The 15,812-nt window shown below is 64.8% G+C and carries 16 protein-coding genes; 11 read left to right on the forward strand and 5 right to left on the reverse strand.

Annotated features, from left to right (window positions below):
• Window positions 1-52 precede the first annotated feature (52 nt).
• Window positions 53-1,072 (forward strand): DUF1338 domain-containing protein, encoded by a 1,020-nt coding sequence (locus MJ601_RS02880; protein ID WP_242123067.1) that lies wholly within the window; start codon window positions 53-55, stop codon window positions 1,070-1,072.
• An 86-nt stretch (window positions 1,073-1,158) separates the two neighbouring features.
• Entirely contained in the window at window positions 1,159-1,998 is an 840-nt protein-coding gene (gene purU / locus MJ601_RS02885; RefSeq protein WP_242123310.1) for a formyltetrahydrofolate deformylase, read from the forward strand.
• A 9-nt stretch (window positions 1,999-2,007) separates the two neighbouring features.
• Here purU and MJ601_RS02890 read toward each other — a convergent pair whose 3' ends face one another.
• The 5 genes from MJ601_RS02890 to MJ601_RS02910 form a co-directional block, all read right to left on the reverse strand.
• The gene (locus MJ601_RS02890; RefSeq protein WP_242123069.1) at window positions 2,008-2,172 is read right to left on the reverse strand and encodes a hypothetical protein; all 165 of its coding nucleotides are present in this window, start codon (window positions 2,170-2,172) and stop codon (window positions 2,008-2,010) included.
• A gap of 596 nt (window positions 2,173-2,768) precedes the next feature.
• A complete protein-coding gene (locus MJ601_RS02895) occupies window positions 2,769-2,981 on the reverse strand; it encodes a DUF2093 domain-containing protein (RefSeq protein WP_242123071.1) in 213 nt (70 codons plus the stop codon).
• Entirely contained in the window at window positions 2,981-4,384 is a 1,404-nt protein-coding gene (locus MJ601_RS02900) for an NAD(P)H-dependent flavin oxidoreductase (RefSeq protein ID WP_242123312.1), read from the reverse strand. Before MJ601_RS02900 ends, MJ601_RS02895 begins: the two co-directional genes overlap by 1 nt.
• 94 nt (window positions 4,385-4,478) lie before the next feature.
• Window positions 4,479-5,597, reverse strand: coding sequence for a glycosyltransferase (locus MJ601_RS02905; protein WP_242123073.1), 1,119 nt, complete (start codon window positions 5,595-5,597; stop codon window positions 4,479-4,481).
• Window positions 5,590-6,459, reverse strand: a complete 870-nt coding sequence (locus MJ601_RS02910; RefSeq protein ID WP_242123075.1) for an alpha/beta fold hydrolase — start codon at window positions 6,457-6,459, stop codon at window positions 5,590-5,592. The genes MJ601_RS02905 and MJ601_RS02910 overlap by 8 nt, the downstream gene beginning before the upstream one ends.
• Window positions 6,460-6,499: 40 nt before the next feature.
• On the opposite strand from MJ601_RS02910, the gene MJ601_RS02915 reads away from it, so the two are divergent.
• From MJ601_RS02915 to MJ601_RS02955, 9 genes are all read left to right on the forward strand, one after another.
• Window positions 6,500-7,894: a protein adenylyltransferase SelO gene (locus MJ601_RS02915; RefSeq protein WP_242123076.1), complete on the forward strand. Its 1,395-nt coding sequence runs from the start codon at window positions 6,500-6,502 to the stop codon at window positions 7,892-7,894.
• A gap of 27 nt (window positions 7,895-7,921) precedes the next feature.
• Complete coding sequence (gene astD / locus MJ601_RS02920) at window positions 7,922-9,355, forward strand: succinylglutamate-semialdehyde dehydrogenase (protein WP_242123078.1); 1,434 nt, start codon at window positions 7,922-7,924, stop codon at window positions 9,353-9,355.
• A 129-nt stretch (window positions 9,356-9,484) separates the two neighbouring features.
• Window positions 9,485-10,273, forward strand: coding sequence for a uroporphyrinogen-III C-methyltransferase (cobA, locus tag MJ601_RS02925; RefSeq protein WP_242123081.1), 789 nt, complete (start codon window positions 9,485-9,487; stop codon window positions 10,271-10,273).
• Window positions 10,270-10,566, forward strand: a complete 297-nt coding sequence (locus MJ601_RS02930) for a DUF2849 domain-containing protein (protein WP_242123083.1) — start codon at window positions 10,270-10,272, stop codon at window positions 10,564-10,566. Before cobA ends, MJ601_RS02930 begins: the two co-directional genes overlap by 4 nt.
• 2 nt (window positions 10,567-10,568) lie before the next feature.
• The gene (locus MJ601_RS02935; RefSeq protein WP_242123313.1) at window positions 10,569-12,200 is read left to right on the forward strand and encodes a nitrite/sulfite reductase; all 1,632 of its coding nucleotides are present in this window, start codon (window positions 10,569-10,571) and stop codon (window positions 12,198-12,200) included.
• Window positions 12,193-12,633: a DUF934 domain-containing protein gene (locus MJ601_RS02940; RefSeq protein ID WP_242123086.1), complete on the forward strand. Its 441-nt coding sequence runs from the start codon at window positions 12,193-12,195 to the stop codon at window positions 12,631-12,633. The genes MJ601_RS02935 and MJ601_RS02940 overlap by 8 nt, the downstream gene beginning before the upstream one ends.
• Window positions 12,626-13,417: a phosphoadenylyl-sulfate reductase gene (locus MJ601_RS02945; protein ID WP_242123088.1), complete on the forward strand. Its 792-nt coding sequence runs from the start codon at window positions 12,626-12,628 to the stop codon at window positions 13,415-13,417. Before MJ601_RS02940 ends, MJ601_RS02945 begins: the two co-directional genes overlap by 8 nt.
• Before the next feature lie 92 nt (window positions 13,418-13,509).
• Entirely contained in the window at window positions 13,510-15,402 is a 1,893-nt protein-coding gene (locus MJ601_RS02950) for a CocE/NonD family hydrolase (RefSeq protein WP_242123090.1), read from the forward strand.
• A 13-nt stretch (window positions 15,403-15,415) separates the two neighbouring features.
• Window positions 15,416-15,811, forward strand: a complete 396-nt coding sequence (locus tag MJ601_RS02955; protein ID WP_242123092.1) for an MAPEG family protein — start codon at window positions 15,416-15,418, stop codon at window positions 15,809-15,811.
• The last annotated feature ends 1 nt before the right edge of the window (window position 15,812 follow it).

A 15,812-nucleotide genomic window follows, 5' to 3' on the forward strand; every position in this document is an offset into this window, starting at 1 on the left:
GGAACTTAATTTCAAGCGTGGCATAATGCGGCTTCAGGATTGGAGCCTCGGCATGACAGGGAAGAATGAAGCAACGGTCAGCGCGCTGGTGGAAGCCGCGCTGGGTGCGGACGCCGCGTCGCAGGTGCTGGATGCGCTGGCCATCGCCCCCGCGCTGATGGCCGAAAGCGGCCCGGGCGTATCGCGCGGCGCCTTCGCCATGGCGATGAACGTCCTGCTTTTCCATGACCTTCTGCAGCGCGTGCCGAGCGGCGCCGCCTATGTCGCCGATCGGATGGCGCGCGGCGGCAAGGTGATGTTCGATCATGGCGCGCTGCGGACGGTCAGGCTGGCCGAAGGGCCGACCGGCGCCCTGCCGCCGGGAGAAGAGGCCTTCACCCGCATATTCCTGCCCCTGGGCTATGAAATGGCCGCCATCTATCCGCTGGATCGCCTGCGCATGACCGGGCGGGCCTATCGTCATGCCGACTGGCCGGAGGCTGTCCCGCAATTCTTCCTGTCGGAACTGCATGTCGATCGTTTCGACCCGGAATTTGCGGAGGTCGCGGCGCGGGTGTTCGGCACCTCGCGCGATCCGCTGACGGCGGAGGCGAAGGCGGTGCTGGCACGCTATGCCGCGGGCGAGCATGTGCCCTTCGCGGACGCAGCCGCCGCGTTGCCGGTGATCGTCGGCGCCTTCGACCGGCAGCATGATCCGGCCAGCATCGAGGATTATGAACTGCTCCTCTCCCGCTCGCACGAAGCCGCCTGGATCGCGACGGAGGGCAATGCCTTCAACCATGCGACGGACCGGGTGACCGACGTCGCCGCGCTCGCGGAACGGCTGAAGACGGAGGATTGGCCGATGAAGGAGAGGCTGGAAGTGTCGCGCACCGGGCGCGTGCGGCAGACGGCTTTCCGGGCCGACACCGTCGAACGGCTGTTTGCCGGCAACGAACTGCGCGACGTGCCGGGCTCCTTCTACGAATTCATCAGCCGCGACATCGATCCAAACACCGGCCGCCTCGACCTGGCCTTCGACACCGGAAACGCGACAGGGATTTTCGCCATGACCAGCGCAAAGCCCGACTGACGGGTTGATCGGCGCCGCCGCTTGGGGCAACCCCTGCCTATCTTATCGGGGAGGTCGCGTTGACATTATCGGTTGTCCCATCCTGGGTGCTCAGTCTGGTCTGTGGCGATCGGGTCGGTATCGTCGCGGCGGTGAGCCAGTTTCTGGCCGAGCGCGGCGGCTTCATCACCGACAGCCAGCAATATGCCGACCGGGAGGCGGATCGCTTCTTCATGCGCGTCGCGTTCGAGGCGACCGACGAGCGCATGACCGACACCGAAAGGCTGCGGCAGGAATTTGCGGCGGTGGGAACGCGCTTCGCCATGGACTGGCGGCTGACGGCGGCGGATGAGAAGCCCCGGATGCTGATCGCCGTGTCGAAGGGATCGCATTGCCTGGCCGACCTGCTGCACCGCTGGCAGACGGGGACGCTGGCGGTCGACATCATGGGCGTGGTGTCCAACCATCCCGACATGCGCCGGATCACCGAATGGCACGGCATCCCCTATCATGAACTGCCGCCCAATGGCGACAAGGCGGCGCAGGAGGCCGCGCTGCTGGGCCTGTTCGAGCGGACGCGGTCGGAATATCTGATCCTGGCCCGCTATATGCAGGTGCTGTCCGAAGGGCTGGTCGAGGCGCTGGAGGCGCGCTGCGTCAACATCCATCACAGCTTCCTGCCGGGTTTCAAGGGCGCCCGCCCCTATCACCGCGCGCATGAGCGCGGCGTCAAGCTGATCGGCGCAACGGCGCATTTCGTGACCGCCGACCTCGACGAGGGGCCGATCGTCGAACAGGCGGTCGAGCGCATCGATCATCGCGCCACGGCAGACGACATGATCCGCATCGGCCGCGACATAGAGGCGCAGGTGCTGGCCCGCGCGGTCGGCTGGCTGGCCGACCGCCGGGTGTTGCTGAATGGCGGAAAGACCGTGGTGTTCCGCTGACGCCCCGGCCTACAGGCCGAGGCGGCTCCAGAATTCGTCCGGCGCCAGTTCATGGCCCCTGACCGGCACGGCGGTTTCAGGACCGGTGCGCGTCCAGGATGAATGAGGGATGTGGATCTGCTGGCCGAAGCTGGCCCGGCGCTGCCGGCGGACACGAGAAACAGTCTGGGTCATCGTCTTCTCCTGATGAGGAGGAACACGAAACCTTGCGTGGTCGCTTCAGTACCGTGCGCTTTAGCCGTTGATGACGCGGAGCAAGCTGACATCCTTCAAAAGCCGCGGAGCTCATCGCTCAGGCATATATCTACTGATTGAATAGAGAGATGCAAAGATAGCTTTGCTTGAGGCGTGAGGATTTCAGCTTTTCAGCGGGAGCTGCAGCGCAGGATGGATGTCTTCACGGAAAGCGAGGCCGCAGACTCCACGACAAGGCCACCATGCCGACGGGCATAAAGTGCGCGAAATGCGATCCGTCAGAAGGCTACGTTATAGATGAACCAGCCCATGATCAGCAGGCTCGTCACCACACAAAGCCGGTCACCAAAAATGTCGATCCGCGACATCATTCACATCCTTCCACCTTGGAGCGATCTTTGTCGCTTCCTTGCGAAAGGATAAACCATGTGAACGCACAAAGGAATAGCTTTAGTGCGCCCAAATCATCCTTTTCAGCGGTGAACCGAAAATTTTTGCATGGATTTCATTCCGGCAGGATATCGTGATTAACTTACATCATCAGCAATAGCCGATAGCCAATTGAATGATAAGGTTTATCTGAAATCGGGGCCGCGATGCTTCAGGAAGGACCGGGTGGCCTCTTCGGGACCGCGATAGGCTTCCTGAAACTCCGCACTCCAATATTTGAGATCGTCCAATTCGATCCGCGCGCCCGAAACGGCGCACAGCACGAACTGGCCCGGACGCACGATATCGAAATGCGGCGTGTCGTAATGCAGCACCGCCAGTCCCTGAATATCCGCCATCAGTCGCCGGTCAGGATGCGATCGACCAGTTGCTTCACGGTCGGCACGAACCCGTTGGAGTAGAAGGGGTCCTGCTTGAACTTGTAGGCGCCATGGCCCGCAAAAAGCAGATTCTTGTCCAGATCGCCGCCATGGACGGCCTCCTGCAAGGACTTCTGGATGCAGAAGCTGCGCGGATCGGCCAGGCGGCCGGTCGAGTTGGTCTCGCTGTCCATCCAGCTCGAAAAGGCGCACTGGCTGAGGCAGCCCATGCAGTCGGTCTGGTCCTTGCGGATCTCGGCCCTTTCCTCCTCGGTCACGAAGACCAGGGTATTGTCCGGCGTCTTGAGCGCGGAGGTGAAGCCCTGCCCCACCCATTCGCGGGCGCGCAGCAGGTCGTTCCGCGTCACCCAGAAATTCCTGCCCTTCACGCCCGCGTCGAGTTGGTGCGTATGATCGCCCGCCTGTTCGGTGCTGAACGGAATCTGCCGCTCCGAACGCGCCTCCAACTGGCGGAGGAAGGGATTGCGGACCGCCGAGCTGTAGAAGCCGGTCGGCGAGAATCGGTGCAGCAGCACGTCGCCCGGCTCCAGCCTGGTCAGGCGCTGTTTCCACTCGTCGGGGATCGGGCTTTCCTGCGTCAGCAGCGGCCGGGTGCCGAACTGGAAGGCGATGGCGCCGAGTTCGGGATTGTCGATCCAGTCGTTCCAGTCCTTGAGGTGCCACACGCCGCCCGCCATGACGATCGGCACATCGTCGGAAATGCCGCCTTCGCGCATGGTGGCGCGCAAGTCCCGCACGCGGGGATAGGGGTCCTGCGGCACCTTGGGGTCTTCGGCATTGGACAGGCCGTTATGGCCACCCGCCAGCCAGGGATCTTCATAGACTACCGCCGCCAGCCATTCCGAAGCCTTGGAATAGGCGCGCTTCCACAGCGCGCGGAAGGCGCGGCCGGAGGACACGATGGGAAGGTAGCTGACGCCGTAGGAGGCGGCGATTTCCGACAGCTTGTACGGCATGCCCGCGCCGCAGGTGACGCCCGCGACCATGCCCCTCGTCTTTTCGAGGACGCCGTGCAGGACGCGCTGGGCACCGCCCATTTCCCACAGGACGTTGATGTTGATCGCGCCCTTGCCGTCTGCGATCTCGAAGGCACGCTTCACCTGCTCGACCGCGCCGTCAATGGCATAGGCGATCAGTTCCTCATGCCGATCGCGGCGGGTGCGGCCATGATAGATTTGCGGGATGACATTGCCGAAACTGTCATAGCTGTCCGCATTGACGGCCGACACGGTACCGATACCCCCGGCGGCGGCCCATGCGCCGGAACTGGCATGGTTGGAAACAGCTACGCCCTTGCCGCCCTCGACCAGCGGCCACACTTCGCGGCCGCCATAGATGATGGGCTTCAACCCCTTGAACAACGCAATCTCCCTGCGCAAAGTCGCGTGGCTGCCAGCCACGTAAACGCCGCCCTATAGCAGCTTTGCTGAAATAGGGCGAATTTTCCGGCGGCCCCTACCGCAAAATATGAGGGCTGGATAGTGCCTGGCCGTAAAGCGTCGCATAGGCGGCGACCATGGCATCTTCGGTAAAGTCGCGCCCGGCGCGGTGGCGGTTTGCCTCACCCAGCCGGGCACGCAGGCCGGGCTCGGCGGCAAGCGTTCCCAGGGCCGCGCTCAGGCCCGCCTCGTCCGGGACGATGAAGGGGCGGTTCTCGGGCGCGATCATGTTGGCGACGTCGCCGACATCGGTCGACGCGATCGGCAGGCCCGCCGCCATCGCCTCCACCAGCGAGATCGGGAATTGCTCGCTGTCGGAGGAGAGGGCGAACAGGTCGAACAGGCCCATGAATCGCCAGGGTTCGGGCAGGAAACCGGGCAGGCAGATATCGGCAAGTCCCTGAAGTTGCGCTTCGGCAAGAATGGCGTCGCGGTCCGGCCCCTCCCCGATCACCACCAGTTGCAGCCGGTCGCGATGCGGCGCGACGGCACGCACGAGGCGCGGGATATTCTTGACCGGGCGCAGTCCCGCGAGCGTACCGACAAGCAGCTTGCCCGGCGAACGGACGAGGCCGGGGATCGCATCGGGCGCGCAAGGCCCAGCATAACGGCCGGTGTCGATGCCGTTGCGGATCAGGTGGACCCTGGCGGGCGGCTGGCGCCACACCTGCCGGGCGATGCTGTCTAGACGGATCGAGGGCACGACCAGCGCATGGGCGCGCTGGAGCGCGAGGCGACGGTAGAGATTGCGCTGGGGCTTGAGGCCGCCGGTTTCATCGGCGTTGAAACCGTCCTCATGGTGAATGAGCGGCGGGCCGCCATGCATGCGATGCGCCATGACCGCATCCATCGCGCCCCAATTATAGCTGAGGATCAGGTCGTAGCCGTACAGGAACCGGGCGATGGCCTTGAAGCGCCCGAGGCTCGGCTTTCCGGCGAGCGGAGGCGATTGGGGGAAATCCACCTTGAGGCTGGTGTCGATCGCGTCGCGGGCGCTCATCAGATGAGGGGCGGCGCTGACGATGCTGTGCCGCGCGCGATCGCCCCAGAGGTTCATCAGCCGGACGGCGCGGGCTTCCTTGCCGCCCAGGGAGAAGCTGCCGTGCACATGCAGCAGCCGGGGCGGGTCAGCCATTCAGGACCCTGTTGAGCAGCCGATCCACGGCGAAGACGGACGCCGGCTCGTCAAGGACGGGCGTGTGGCCGACATTGGGGATGATCGCATAGTCGGCGTCGGGGCCGATCTCCTGCGCCATGCGGGCGGCCGTCGCGTCGCTCAGCAGATCGGAACGCTCACCGCGCAGGATGAGGGTCGGGATGCCCCTGAACGCCTGCATCACCGGCCACATGTCGACGCCCGCCTCGCTGCCCGCGACGCGCAACGGTTCGGCGATGCGCATGTCATAGTCGAGCACGATGCGCCCGGCATTGTTCAGCCGGTAGAGGCGATGCGCCATGGCCAGCCATTGTTCGAGACCATAGGCCGGATAGATATCGCGATTGGCCTCCTCCAGCGCGCGGGCGGCATGAACCCAGCTCGGATGCGACTGGCCGACGCCGACATAGGTGCGGATGCGGGCAAGCCCCGCCTCCTCCAGCGTCGGGCCGACATCGTTCAGCAGCCCCCCCGCCAGCCATTCGCGATGGGTGGCGGCGATGAGCATGGTGATGACGCCGCCCAGCGACGTGCCGATGGCGACGAAGCGGGGGATGGCAAGGTCGGCCAGCAAGCGGCTGATATCCTGCAAATAGGTGAGCGGGACATAGCTCATCGGATCCTTCGCCTGCGCGCTTTCGGCGCGGCCGCGCATGTCGGGGCAGATCAGGCGCCATGGCCCGCCCAGCCGACCCGCCAGCGGCTCGAAATCGCGGGCGTTGCGGGTCAGGCCCGGCAGGCAGAGCAAGGGCGGACGGCCATCCTCGCCCCCGGCATAATCGCGATAATGCAGCCTCAGGCCATCGGGCGACCACCAATATCCGTCGGTGTAATTGCTCAAGCTGCTTGATCCTTAAGGCCTTCGTCCCACATATCGCCGCATGCGCTCTCCCCTGCAAGCCGCCAAATATCGCCCCGCGAACGAAATCGCCGCGCTGCAACCCGATTTCGCCGATCCCGTCGCACCGGCGGATTTTCCGCAAACGATCCTGCGCTTCCGCAACGACCGCTGGGCACCCACGGTCGGCCTGGGAAGCCTGACCGACGAACAGTGGCTGGCGCATTTCGGCCGGTTCCAGCCGCTGGAAGGATCGCTGCCCCAACCCCTGGCGCTGCGCTATCACGGGCATCAGTTCCGGCAATATAATCCCGATATCGGCGACGGGCGCGGCTTCCTGTTCGCGCAGTTGCGCGACGGCGCCGGACGGCTGCTGGACCTGGGCACCAAAGGGTCGGGACAGACGCCCTATAGCCGCTTCGGCGACGGACGGCTGACGCTGAAGGGCGGCGTGCGGGAAATTCTCGCAACCGAAATGCTGGAGGCGCTGGGCGTCAACACGTCGAAGACCTTTTCCATCATCGAAACGGGCGAGGCGCTGGAGCGCAACGACGAACCCTCCCCCACCCGCGCCGCCGTCATGGTGCGCCTCAGCCATTCGCATATCCGCATCGGATCGTTCCAGCGAGCCGCCTATTTCGAGGACAAGGCCCTGCTGGAACGGCTCGTCGATTATGCGCTGACGAAGCTGTATGGCGCGGTTCCGGACGACAACCCACCCGCGCAACTGCTGGGGCGCGTGGTCGAGCGAACGGCGGACCTCGCCGCGAGCTATATGGTCGCGGGTTTCGTCCATGGCGTGCTCAACAGCGACAATATCAATGTGACGGGCGAGAGTTTCGACTATGGCCCATGGCGCTTCACGCCGCTGTGGGAAGCGGGCTTCACCGCCGCCTATTTCGATCATGCGGGCCTCTATGCCTTCGGGCGGCAGGCCGAAGCGATCCATTGGGACGTCGCGCAACTGGCGGTATCGCTGCGTCCGCTGGTCGAGGCGCACCCCCTGATCGCGCAGCTCGAGCGTTTTCCGCAACTTTATGGCGAGGCGATGGCCCGGCGTTTCTGCTGGCGGCTGGGCGTGGCGCAGACAGGCGACGCCCCCGCCATGATCGAGGCCGCGGTCAGGGGGATGATCGCCAGCCAGACGCCCATCGACCGCTTCTTCCAGGACTGGCGCGGCGGCGCCCCCCGCGACGGCGCCGTCTATGCGGGCGAGGAATGGGCCGGATTCCGCGAGACCGTTGCCGGGTTCGAGGCAAGCAGCCCGCACGACCATCCCTATTGGAGCGCTCCCTCGCCCTGTTCCATGCATATCGACGAGGTGGAGGCGATCTGGAGCGCCATCGACAGGGACGACGACTGGGCGCCGCTCCATGCCAAGGTCGCGTCGATCCGGGCCATGGGCGATGCCCTGGGGGACGCGCCACCCCTTCCCTAACGCCCGATTATCCTCCATATCATTGCCATGTCTGCCACGCTGACTTCGTTCGAACCCGCCACCGGTGCTCTCTTGTGGCAGGGGACTGCCAGCGACGTGGAGGCGGAGGTCGCCCGCGCCCGTTCCGCCTGGCCCGGATGGGCCGCGCAGCCCATCGCCTATCGCATCGAAACGCTGCGCCGCTTCGTCAATGTCGTGCGCGCGAATGAGGAGGCGCTGGCCGACCTGATCGCCCGCGAAACCGGCAAGCCGCTATGGGACGCGCGAACCGAAGTCACGGCGGTGATGAACAAGGTCGACATCTCCGTCACGGCCTTCTCGGAACGCACCGGGCAGCGGCGGCTGGAGGCGGCCATGGGCGCGCGCCAGTCGGTGCGGCACAAGCCCCATGGCGTAATGGCGGTCCTCGGCCCCTATAATTTCCCGGCGCATCTACCCAACGGCCATATCGTGCCCGCGCTGCTGGCCGGGAACGCCGTGCTGTTCAAGCCTTCGGAAAAGACGCCCGCCGTGGGCGAGATGCTGGTGCGCCTCTATCATGAGGCGGGCGTGCCGGAGGATGCGGTGCGGCTGGTGCTGGGTGGCCCGGAAGAGGGCAAGGCGCTGGCTGCGCATCCCGATGTCGGCGGCGTGCTGTTCACCGGATCGGCGCAGACCGGGATCGCCATCAACCGGCAGTTCGCCGCCAATCCCGGCAAGATATTGGCGCTGGAGATGGGCGGCAACAATCCCATCATCGCCTGGGATACGGCCGATGTCGCAAGTTCGGCAGCGCTGATCGTACAGTCCGCCTTCCTGTCGAGCGGGCAGCGCTGCACGGCGGCGAGCCGCCTGATCGTCAGGGAAAGCCTGGCCGACACGCTGATCGCGGAGGTCAAGAAGCTGGCCGACCGGCTGATCGTCGACCATCCCCATGCCGATCCCGCCCCCTATATGGGCCCTGTGATCGACAATCACGCGGCCGACCAGCTCACCGAAAGCTTCCTCTACCTGATGAGCAACGGCGGCAAGCCGATCAAGCATATGCAGCGGCCGGTGAAGGGCCTGCCGTTCCTGACCCCCGCCATCATCGACGTGACCGCCATGGCGGAGCGGCCGGACATCGAACTGTTCGGGCCGTTGCTGCAGGTCGTCCGGGTGCCGGACTTCGAATCCGCCATCCTGGAGGCGAACAATACGCGCTACGGCCTGTCCGCGGCGCTGGTCGGCGGGTCGCCGGAACAATATAACCAGTTCTGGGCCAATATCCGGGCGGGGATCGTCAACTGGAACCGCCCGACCAACGGCGCCTCTTCGTCCGCTCCCTTCGGCGGGGTCGGGATTTCCGGCAATCACCGGCCCAGCGCCTATTATGCGGCGGATTATTGCGCCTATCCGGTGGTTTCGGTGGAAATAGAGCAGCCCCGCGCCTCCATCGGCGTCGGCCTCAGGGACATCGACACCAGCGCGATGGGGGACTGAGCGGCGGCGCCCCCGCGCGTCCCGCAGCGCCGCCGATACATTATAAATTGGCCCGCCCCCAAATTTTCCTTCGCGTCGGGCAAAGCATTCTCAATTGAAACCATTGGCCACTTTCGCCATGTGGCCAGCATGGCTGAAACTGCACCTGCCACTGTCCACCTCGTCGGCGCGGGTCCGGGCGACCCGGAACTGCTGACCTTGCGCGCCGCGCGCCTGATCGGCGAGGCGGAGGTGATCGTGCATGACGGGCTGGTTTCGGCGGAGATACTGGCGCTGGCATCGGCGAATGCGGAACTGATTTCCGTCGCCAAGCAGCGCAGCCGCCATTCGCTGCCGCAGGACGGCATCAACGCCCTGCTCGTCGAACTGGCGCTGGCCGGGCGGGCGGTCGTGCGGCTGAAGGGCGGCGATCCCTTCATCTTCGGGCGCGGAGGCGAGGAAATGGAGGCCTGCCGCGCCGCCGGCGTGCCGGTGGAGATCGTGCCGGGGATCAGCGCCGCCATGGGCAGCGCGGCGCAGGCGCAGCTTCCCCTCACCCATCGCAACGCAGCAAGCGCGGTGACTTTCGTCGCGGGCCAGTGCAAGGGGCTGACGGATCAGGACTGGTCCGGCCTGGCGGGTGCCGGGCGGACGCTCGTTATCTACATGGGCGTGGCCACGGCGGCGGACATTGCCGACAAGCTGATCGCCGACGGCGTCAGCCCAGGCATCCCCGTGGCGGTGCTGGAAAACGGCACGCGCGCCGACATGCGGACGCTGCGCACCCTGCTCGCCGATCTGGGCGACATGGTGGCGCGAGAAAAGGTGAAGAGTCCGGCCCTGATCGTGGTCGGCGACGTGGCGGCCCATGCGCTGGCGCAGGATGTGCTGGCCGGATGGGCGGCGCAGGAATTTATCGGGGTGGAGACAGATAAGTGAAGATTTTGACCGGCAATGACCTCAGCACCGGGGACGTGATCTGGTGGGCGGGCGATGGCTGGTCGCGGCAGGTCGGCGATTCCGCCGATGTGGGCGACAAGGGCGAGGAAATGGCGCGGGCCGAGGAAGCCGCATTGCGCGTCGTGGGCGCCTATGTGATCGACGCCACGGTCGAGGCGGGCGGCGTGCGCCCCGCGCACATCAAGGACCGCATACGCGCCCTGGGGCCGACCGTCCGCCCCGACCTGACGCTGAAACCGAATGATGCCGATGCCGGCAATTGGGTGATCTGACCATGTATCGTTACGACAGCTACGACCAATCCATCGTCGACGCCCGCGTCGAGGAATTTCGCGACCAGACCCAGCGCCGCCTGGCCGGGCAGTTGACGGAGGACCAGTTCAAGCCGCTGCGGCTGATGAACGGCCTCTATCTCCAGCTCCACGCCTATATGCTGCGCGTCGCCATTCCCTATGGCACGCTGTCGGGCAGGCAGATGCGCAAGCTGGGCGAGATCGCGGCCAAATATGACAGGGGCTATGGCCATTTCACCACGCGCCAGAATCTTCAGTATAACTGGATCAAGCTGGCCGATGCGCCCGATATCCTGGCCGAGCTGGCGACGGTGGAGATGCATGCCATCCAGACCAGCGGCAACTGCATCCGCAATATCTCGTCCGACCAATATGCGGGCGTGTCGGCGGATGAAGTGACCGATCCGCGTCCCTGGGCGGAACTGCTGCGGCAATGGTCGACCTTCCATCCGGAATTCACCTATCTGCCGCGCAAGTTCAAGATCGCGGTGATCGCCAGCGAGGAAGACCGATCGGCCATGCGGCTGCATGATATCGGCCTCAAGCTGGTGTCGCGCGACGGCCGGATCGGCGCGGAGGTCTATGCCGGTGGCGGCATGGGCCGCACGCCGATGGTTGCCCCGCAAATCAGGGACTTCGTGCCCGAAGATGAGATCGTCTCTTATCTGGAAGCCTGCCTGCGCGTCTACAACCGCTATGGCCGCCGCGACAACAAGTACAAGGCGCGGATCAAGATCCTCGTCCATGAACTGGGGGTCGAGGAATATAAGCGCCAAGTCGAGGAGGAGTATGCGCATATGCGTGAGCTCGGCCTCAACCCGCCGACCGAGGAACTGGACCGCATCCGGCCCTTCTTCGCGAACCCGGCCTATGAGGCTGGCCTGAGCGACGATCTGGACCGCTCCGATCCGGCCTTCGCCCTGTGGGTCGATCGTCAGATCGCGGCGCACAAGCAGCCGGGCTATGCCATCGTCAACATCAGCCTGAAGCCGAAGGGCGGGATTCCGGGTGATGCGTCGGCCGAACAGATCGCGCTGGTGGCGGACCTTGCCGAAACCTACAGCTTCGACGAACTGCGCGTGACCCATGCGCAGAACCTCGTCCTGCCGCATGTGAAGAAGGCGGACCTCCACGCCATCTGGCAGAAGCTGGACGAAGCGGGCCTCGCCGAAGCCAATCTGGACCTCATCACCGACATCATCGCCTGCCCCGGCCTCGATTATTGCAGCCTTGCCAATGCCCGCTCGATCCCGCTGGCGCAGAAGCTGTCGGAGCGTTTCGCTTCGGCCGAACGGCAAAAGGATCTGGGCGAGCTGAAGGTCAAGATTTCCGGCTGCATCAACGCCTGCGGCCATCACCATGCAGGCCATATCGGCGTGCTGGGCGTGGACCGGAAGGGCGTGGAGAATTTCCAGCTCTCGCTCGGCGGATCGGGCGCGGAGGACGCCAGCGTCGGCCAGATCACCGGCCCCGGCTTCTCGGAGGATGGCGTGGTCGATGCCATCGAGAAGGTGACCAACCTCTATGTCGCGCAGCGCCAGGAAGGCGAACGCTTCCTCGACACCTATCGCCGTCTTGGCATGAAGCCCTTCAAGGAGGCGATCTATGGTTGAGTTCCTGTCCTTCCGCGAAGGCGATGCCGCACAGGAACCGGCCGTGACGGTCGAATCCTTCACCGGCCAGTCCAACTCGACCGCCGTCAGGATCGAGGCGGGCGAGGATGCGCGCGAATTGCTGCCCTATCTCGACCGCCTGTCGCTGGTGGAGGTCAACTTCCCGGTCTATGGCGACGGGCGCGGCTATTCGGCCGCGCGCATCCTGCGCGAAGCTGGATATGAAGGCGAACTGCGCGCCGTGGGCGATGTGCTGGTGGACCAGCTCGTCGCCATGCGCCGCTGCGGCTTCGACACGTTCCGGCCCGACAAGGCGCTGGACGATGCCGCCGTCGAACGTGCCCTCAATCGTTATGCCGACGTCTATCAGAAGACCGTCGATGGCCGCCGCCCGGTGTGGGCGAAACGGCACCCGGAGAGAGTGAATGGCTGAACCTGCCCGCAAGCTTGACGTCATCGACGCCCGCCCCGCCTTTACCCAGGCCGAGGCGGACGCGCTCAACGCGCGTTTCGAAGGTGTCGATACGCTCTCGATGCTCAAGGCCGTCTTTGCCGAGGGACTGGCCGGGAATGTCGCGGTCGTTTCCTCCTTCGGCACCGAAAGCGCGGTGCTGCTCGACCTGGTCGCGAAGGCGGACAAGACCGTGCCGGTGATCTTCGTCGATACGCTCAAGATGTTTTCGGAAACGCTGGATTATCGCGATACGCTGATCCGGACGCTCGGCTTCACCGACAGCCGGTCGGTCACTCCCGACGCGCAGGTGCTGGCCCAGAAGGACGAGACTGGCCTGCGCTGGTCCTACGACCCCGACGGCTGCTGCGAAATCCGCAAGGTCGAACCGATGAACCGCGCGAAGCAGGGGCTGGACGCCTGGATTTCCGGGCGCAAGGCGTTCCAGTCGGTGACGCGCCAGAACCTGCCCCGTTTCGAGGTGGAGGATGGTCGGCTGAAGATCAATCCGCTGGGCGACTGGACCAAGGACGATCTGGAGGCCTGGTTCGACGCGGAAAATCTGCCCCGCCATCCGCTGGAGGCGCAGGGCTATCTCTCGATCGGCTGCGAACCCTGCACGTCCAAGGTGCTGCCGGGCGAAGACCCTCGCGCCGGGCGCTGGCGCGGGTGGGACAAGGTGGAATGCGGCATCCACTCGCCGGTGACGCCGATCCCCGCGCCCGCCGCCGATCCGGACGATCCGGCCAACCAGCCGGTCTTCTGAGCTTCCCCTCTCCCGGTGGGAGAGGGAAAACTGCCGCATTGCCATACAGTCGTTCAACAACTAACCGTTGCGCCTGCAAAGGGAGCAACGCCATGAGACTGTTCGCACGGGTTTCCATTCTCGCTCTGACCCTGACGGTGCTGGGACCGCCGCTGGGCGCCCAGATCGACCCGATGACGCCCGACACGGTCAAGGCCTATGACCCCGTCCGCGACCAGGCCGACTATATCCGGCGCGAAGTGATGATCCCGATGCGCGACGGCGTGAAGCTGTTCACCGTCATCGTCATGCGCAAGGGCACGACCCACGGCCCGATCCTCCTCAGCCGCACCCCCTATGATGCGGGCAAGGCGACATCGCGCAACCGCAGCCAGAAGATCGAGGAGATATTGCCGGTCGCCGACGCCGAATTCGTCAATGACGGCTATATCCGCGTCTATCAGGACGTGCGCGGGCTGGATGGCTCCGAAGGCGACTATGTGATGACCCGGCCCTTGCGCGGGCCGCTGAATCATACCGAAGTCGACCATAGCACGGACGCCTATGACGCTATCGACTGGCTTGTGAAGAATGTCCCGGAAAGCAATGGAAAGGTTGGAATAACCGGCTCCTCCTATCTCGGCTTCACCTCCCTGATGGCGCTCATCGATCCGCACCCGGCGCTCAAGGCCGCCGTGCCGCAAAGCCCGATGGTCGACGGCTGGATCGGCGACGACTGGTTCCATAACGGCGCCTTCCGCCAGCCCAATTTCAACTATGTGCTGGGCCAGACCGCGAAGAAGGGCGGCGGCGGCGTGCCCTATGGCACGGGCGACGAATATGACGCCTATCTGGCCGAGGGGTCGGCGGGCGATTTCGCGCGCGCCTATGGGCTGGACGCCTTCCCCTTCTCCCGCAAGCTGATGGAGCATCCCACCTATGACGGCTATTGGCAGGAACAGGCCGTCGACAAGCTGCTGGCCCGTCGCAAGCTGACCGTGCCGACCATGCTGGTCGTGGGCCAGTGGGACCAGGAGGACAGCTATGGCGCCCCGGCGGTATACCGGGCGCTGAAGCCGCAGGACAGGAATGGCGACATGGTGAGCCTGGTCATCGGACCATGGCGGCATAGCGGCGTCAACTATGACGGATCGCATCTGGGCGACCTGGATTTCGCGGGCGATACCGGCCTCCAGTTCCGCCGGGACACGATGAAACCCTTTCTCGACCATTATTTGAAGGACAATCCTCCCAAGGGATATAAGATGCCCGGCGCCCTCACTTACGAGACGGGCGCCGACAAATGGCAGGTGATGGCGAAATGGCCGGGCGGCAAGGCGATGCCGCTCTATCTGTCGGCGGGCAACGGGCTGAGCTGGACCAGACCGGGGGTAGAGGGCAGCGACAGCTATGTCTCCGATCCCGCCAAGCCCGTGCCCTACCTTCCCCGCCCGGTGCTGCCGAACAAGGATGATGCGTGGAAGACCTGGCTGGTGAAGGACCAGCGCTTCGTCGCCGGGCGGCCCGATGTGCTGACCTATATGACGCCGGTGCTGGACAAGCCGGTGCATATCGCGGGGCAGCCGATGGTCGACCTGTTCGCCGCCACGTCCGGCACCGACAGCGACTGGGTGGTCAAGCTGATCGACGTCTATCCCGATCAATATAGCAATGTCCCGAAGATGGCGGGCTATCAGCTCCCGATCGGAATCGAGATCTATCGCGGCCGTTATGTCCACGGCTTCGACAAGCCGCAGGCCCTGGTGCCGGGCAAGGTCGAGAATTACAAATTCGGCCTGCCCAATGTGAACCATCTGTTCCAGCCGGGCCACCGCATCATGGTGACGGTGCAATCCAGCCTGTTCCCGCTCTACGATCGCAATCCGCAGAGCTTCGTGCCGTCCATCTTCGACGCGAAGAAGGGCAATTACAAGGTCGCGACGCAGAGCGTGCATTATGGCGCGGGCGGCGCGAGCGCGATATGGTTGCCGGTGATGCCGGACTGACAGGAGGGACGATATGGCCGTTGAGCTGAAGATTTTGGCGTGGAGCTGCGTGCTGTTGCTGGTTCACATCTTCGCGGCGGCGCATATCAAGACCCGGCAATATGGCACCAAATGGAATATGGGCGCGCGGGACGAGGAATTGCCGCCGCTCGATCCCGTCGGTGGGCGGCTGGTGCGCGCGCAGGCGAATTTCCTCGAAACCTATCCGATCGCGATCATCACGCTGCTCGGCGTGGTGATCGCGGGCAAGACCAGCGGATTGACCGCGATCGGCGGGTGGCTGTGGCTGGGCGCGCGAACGGTATATCTGCCGCTCTACGGCATGGGCGTGCCGGTGGTGCGGACGATCGCCTATCTGATCAGCATGGTCGGCCTGGCTCTGGTCTTCCAGGCCTTTGTCAGCGGATAGC

It is taken from the genome of Sphingobium trunci (assembly GCF_022664535.1).
Lineage (GTDB): Bacteria > Pseudomonadota > Alphaproteobacteria > Sphingomonadales > Sphingomonadaceae > Sphingobium.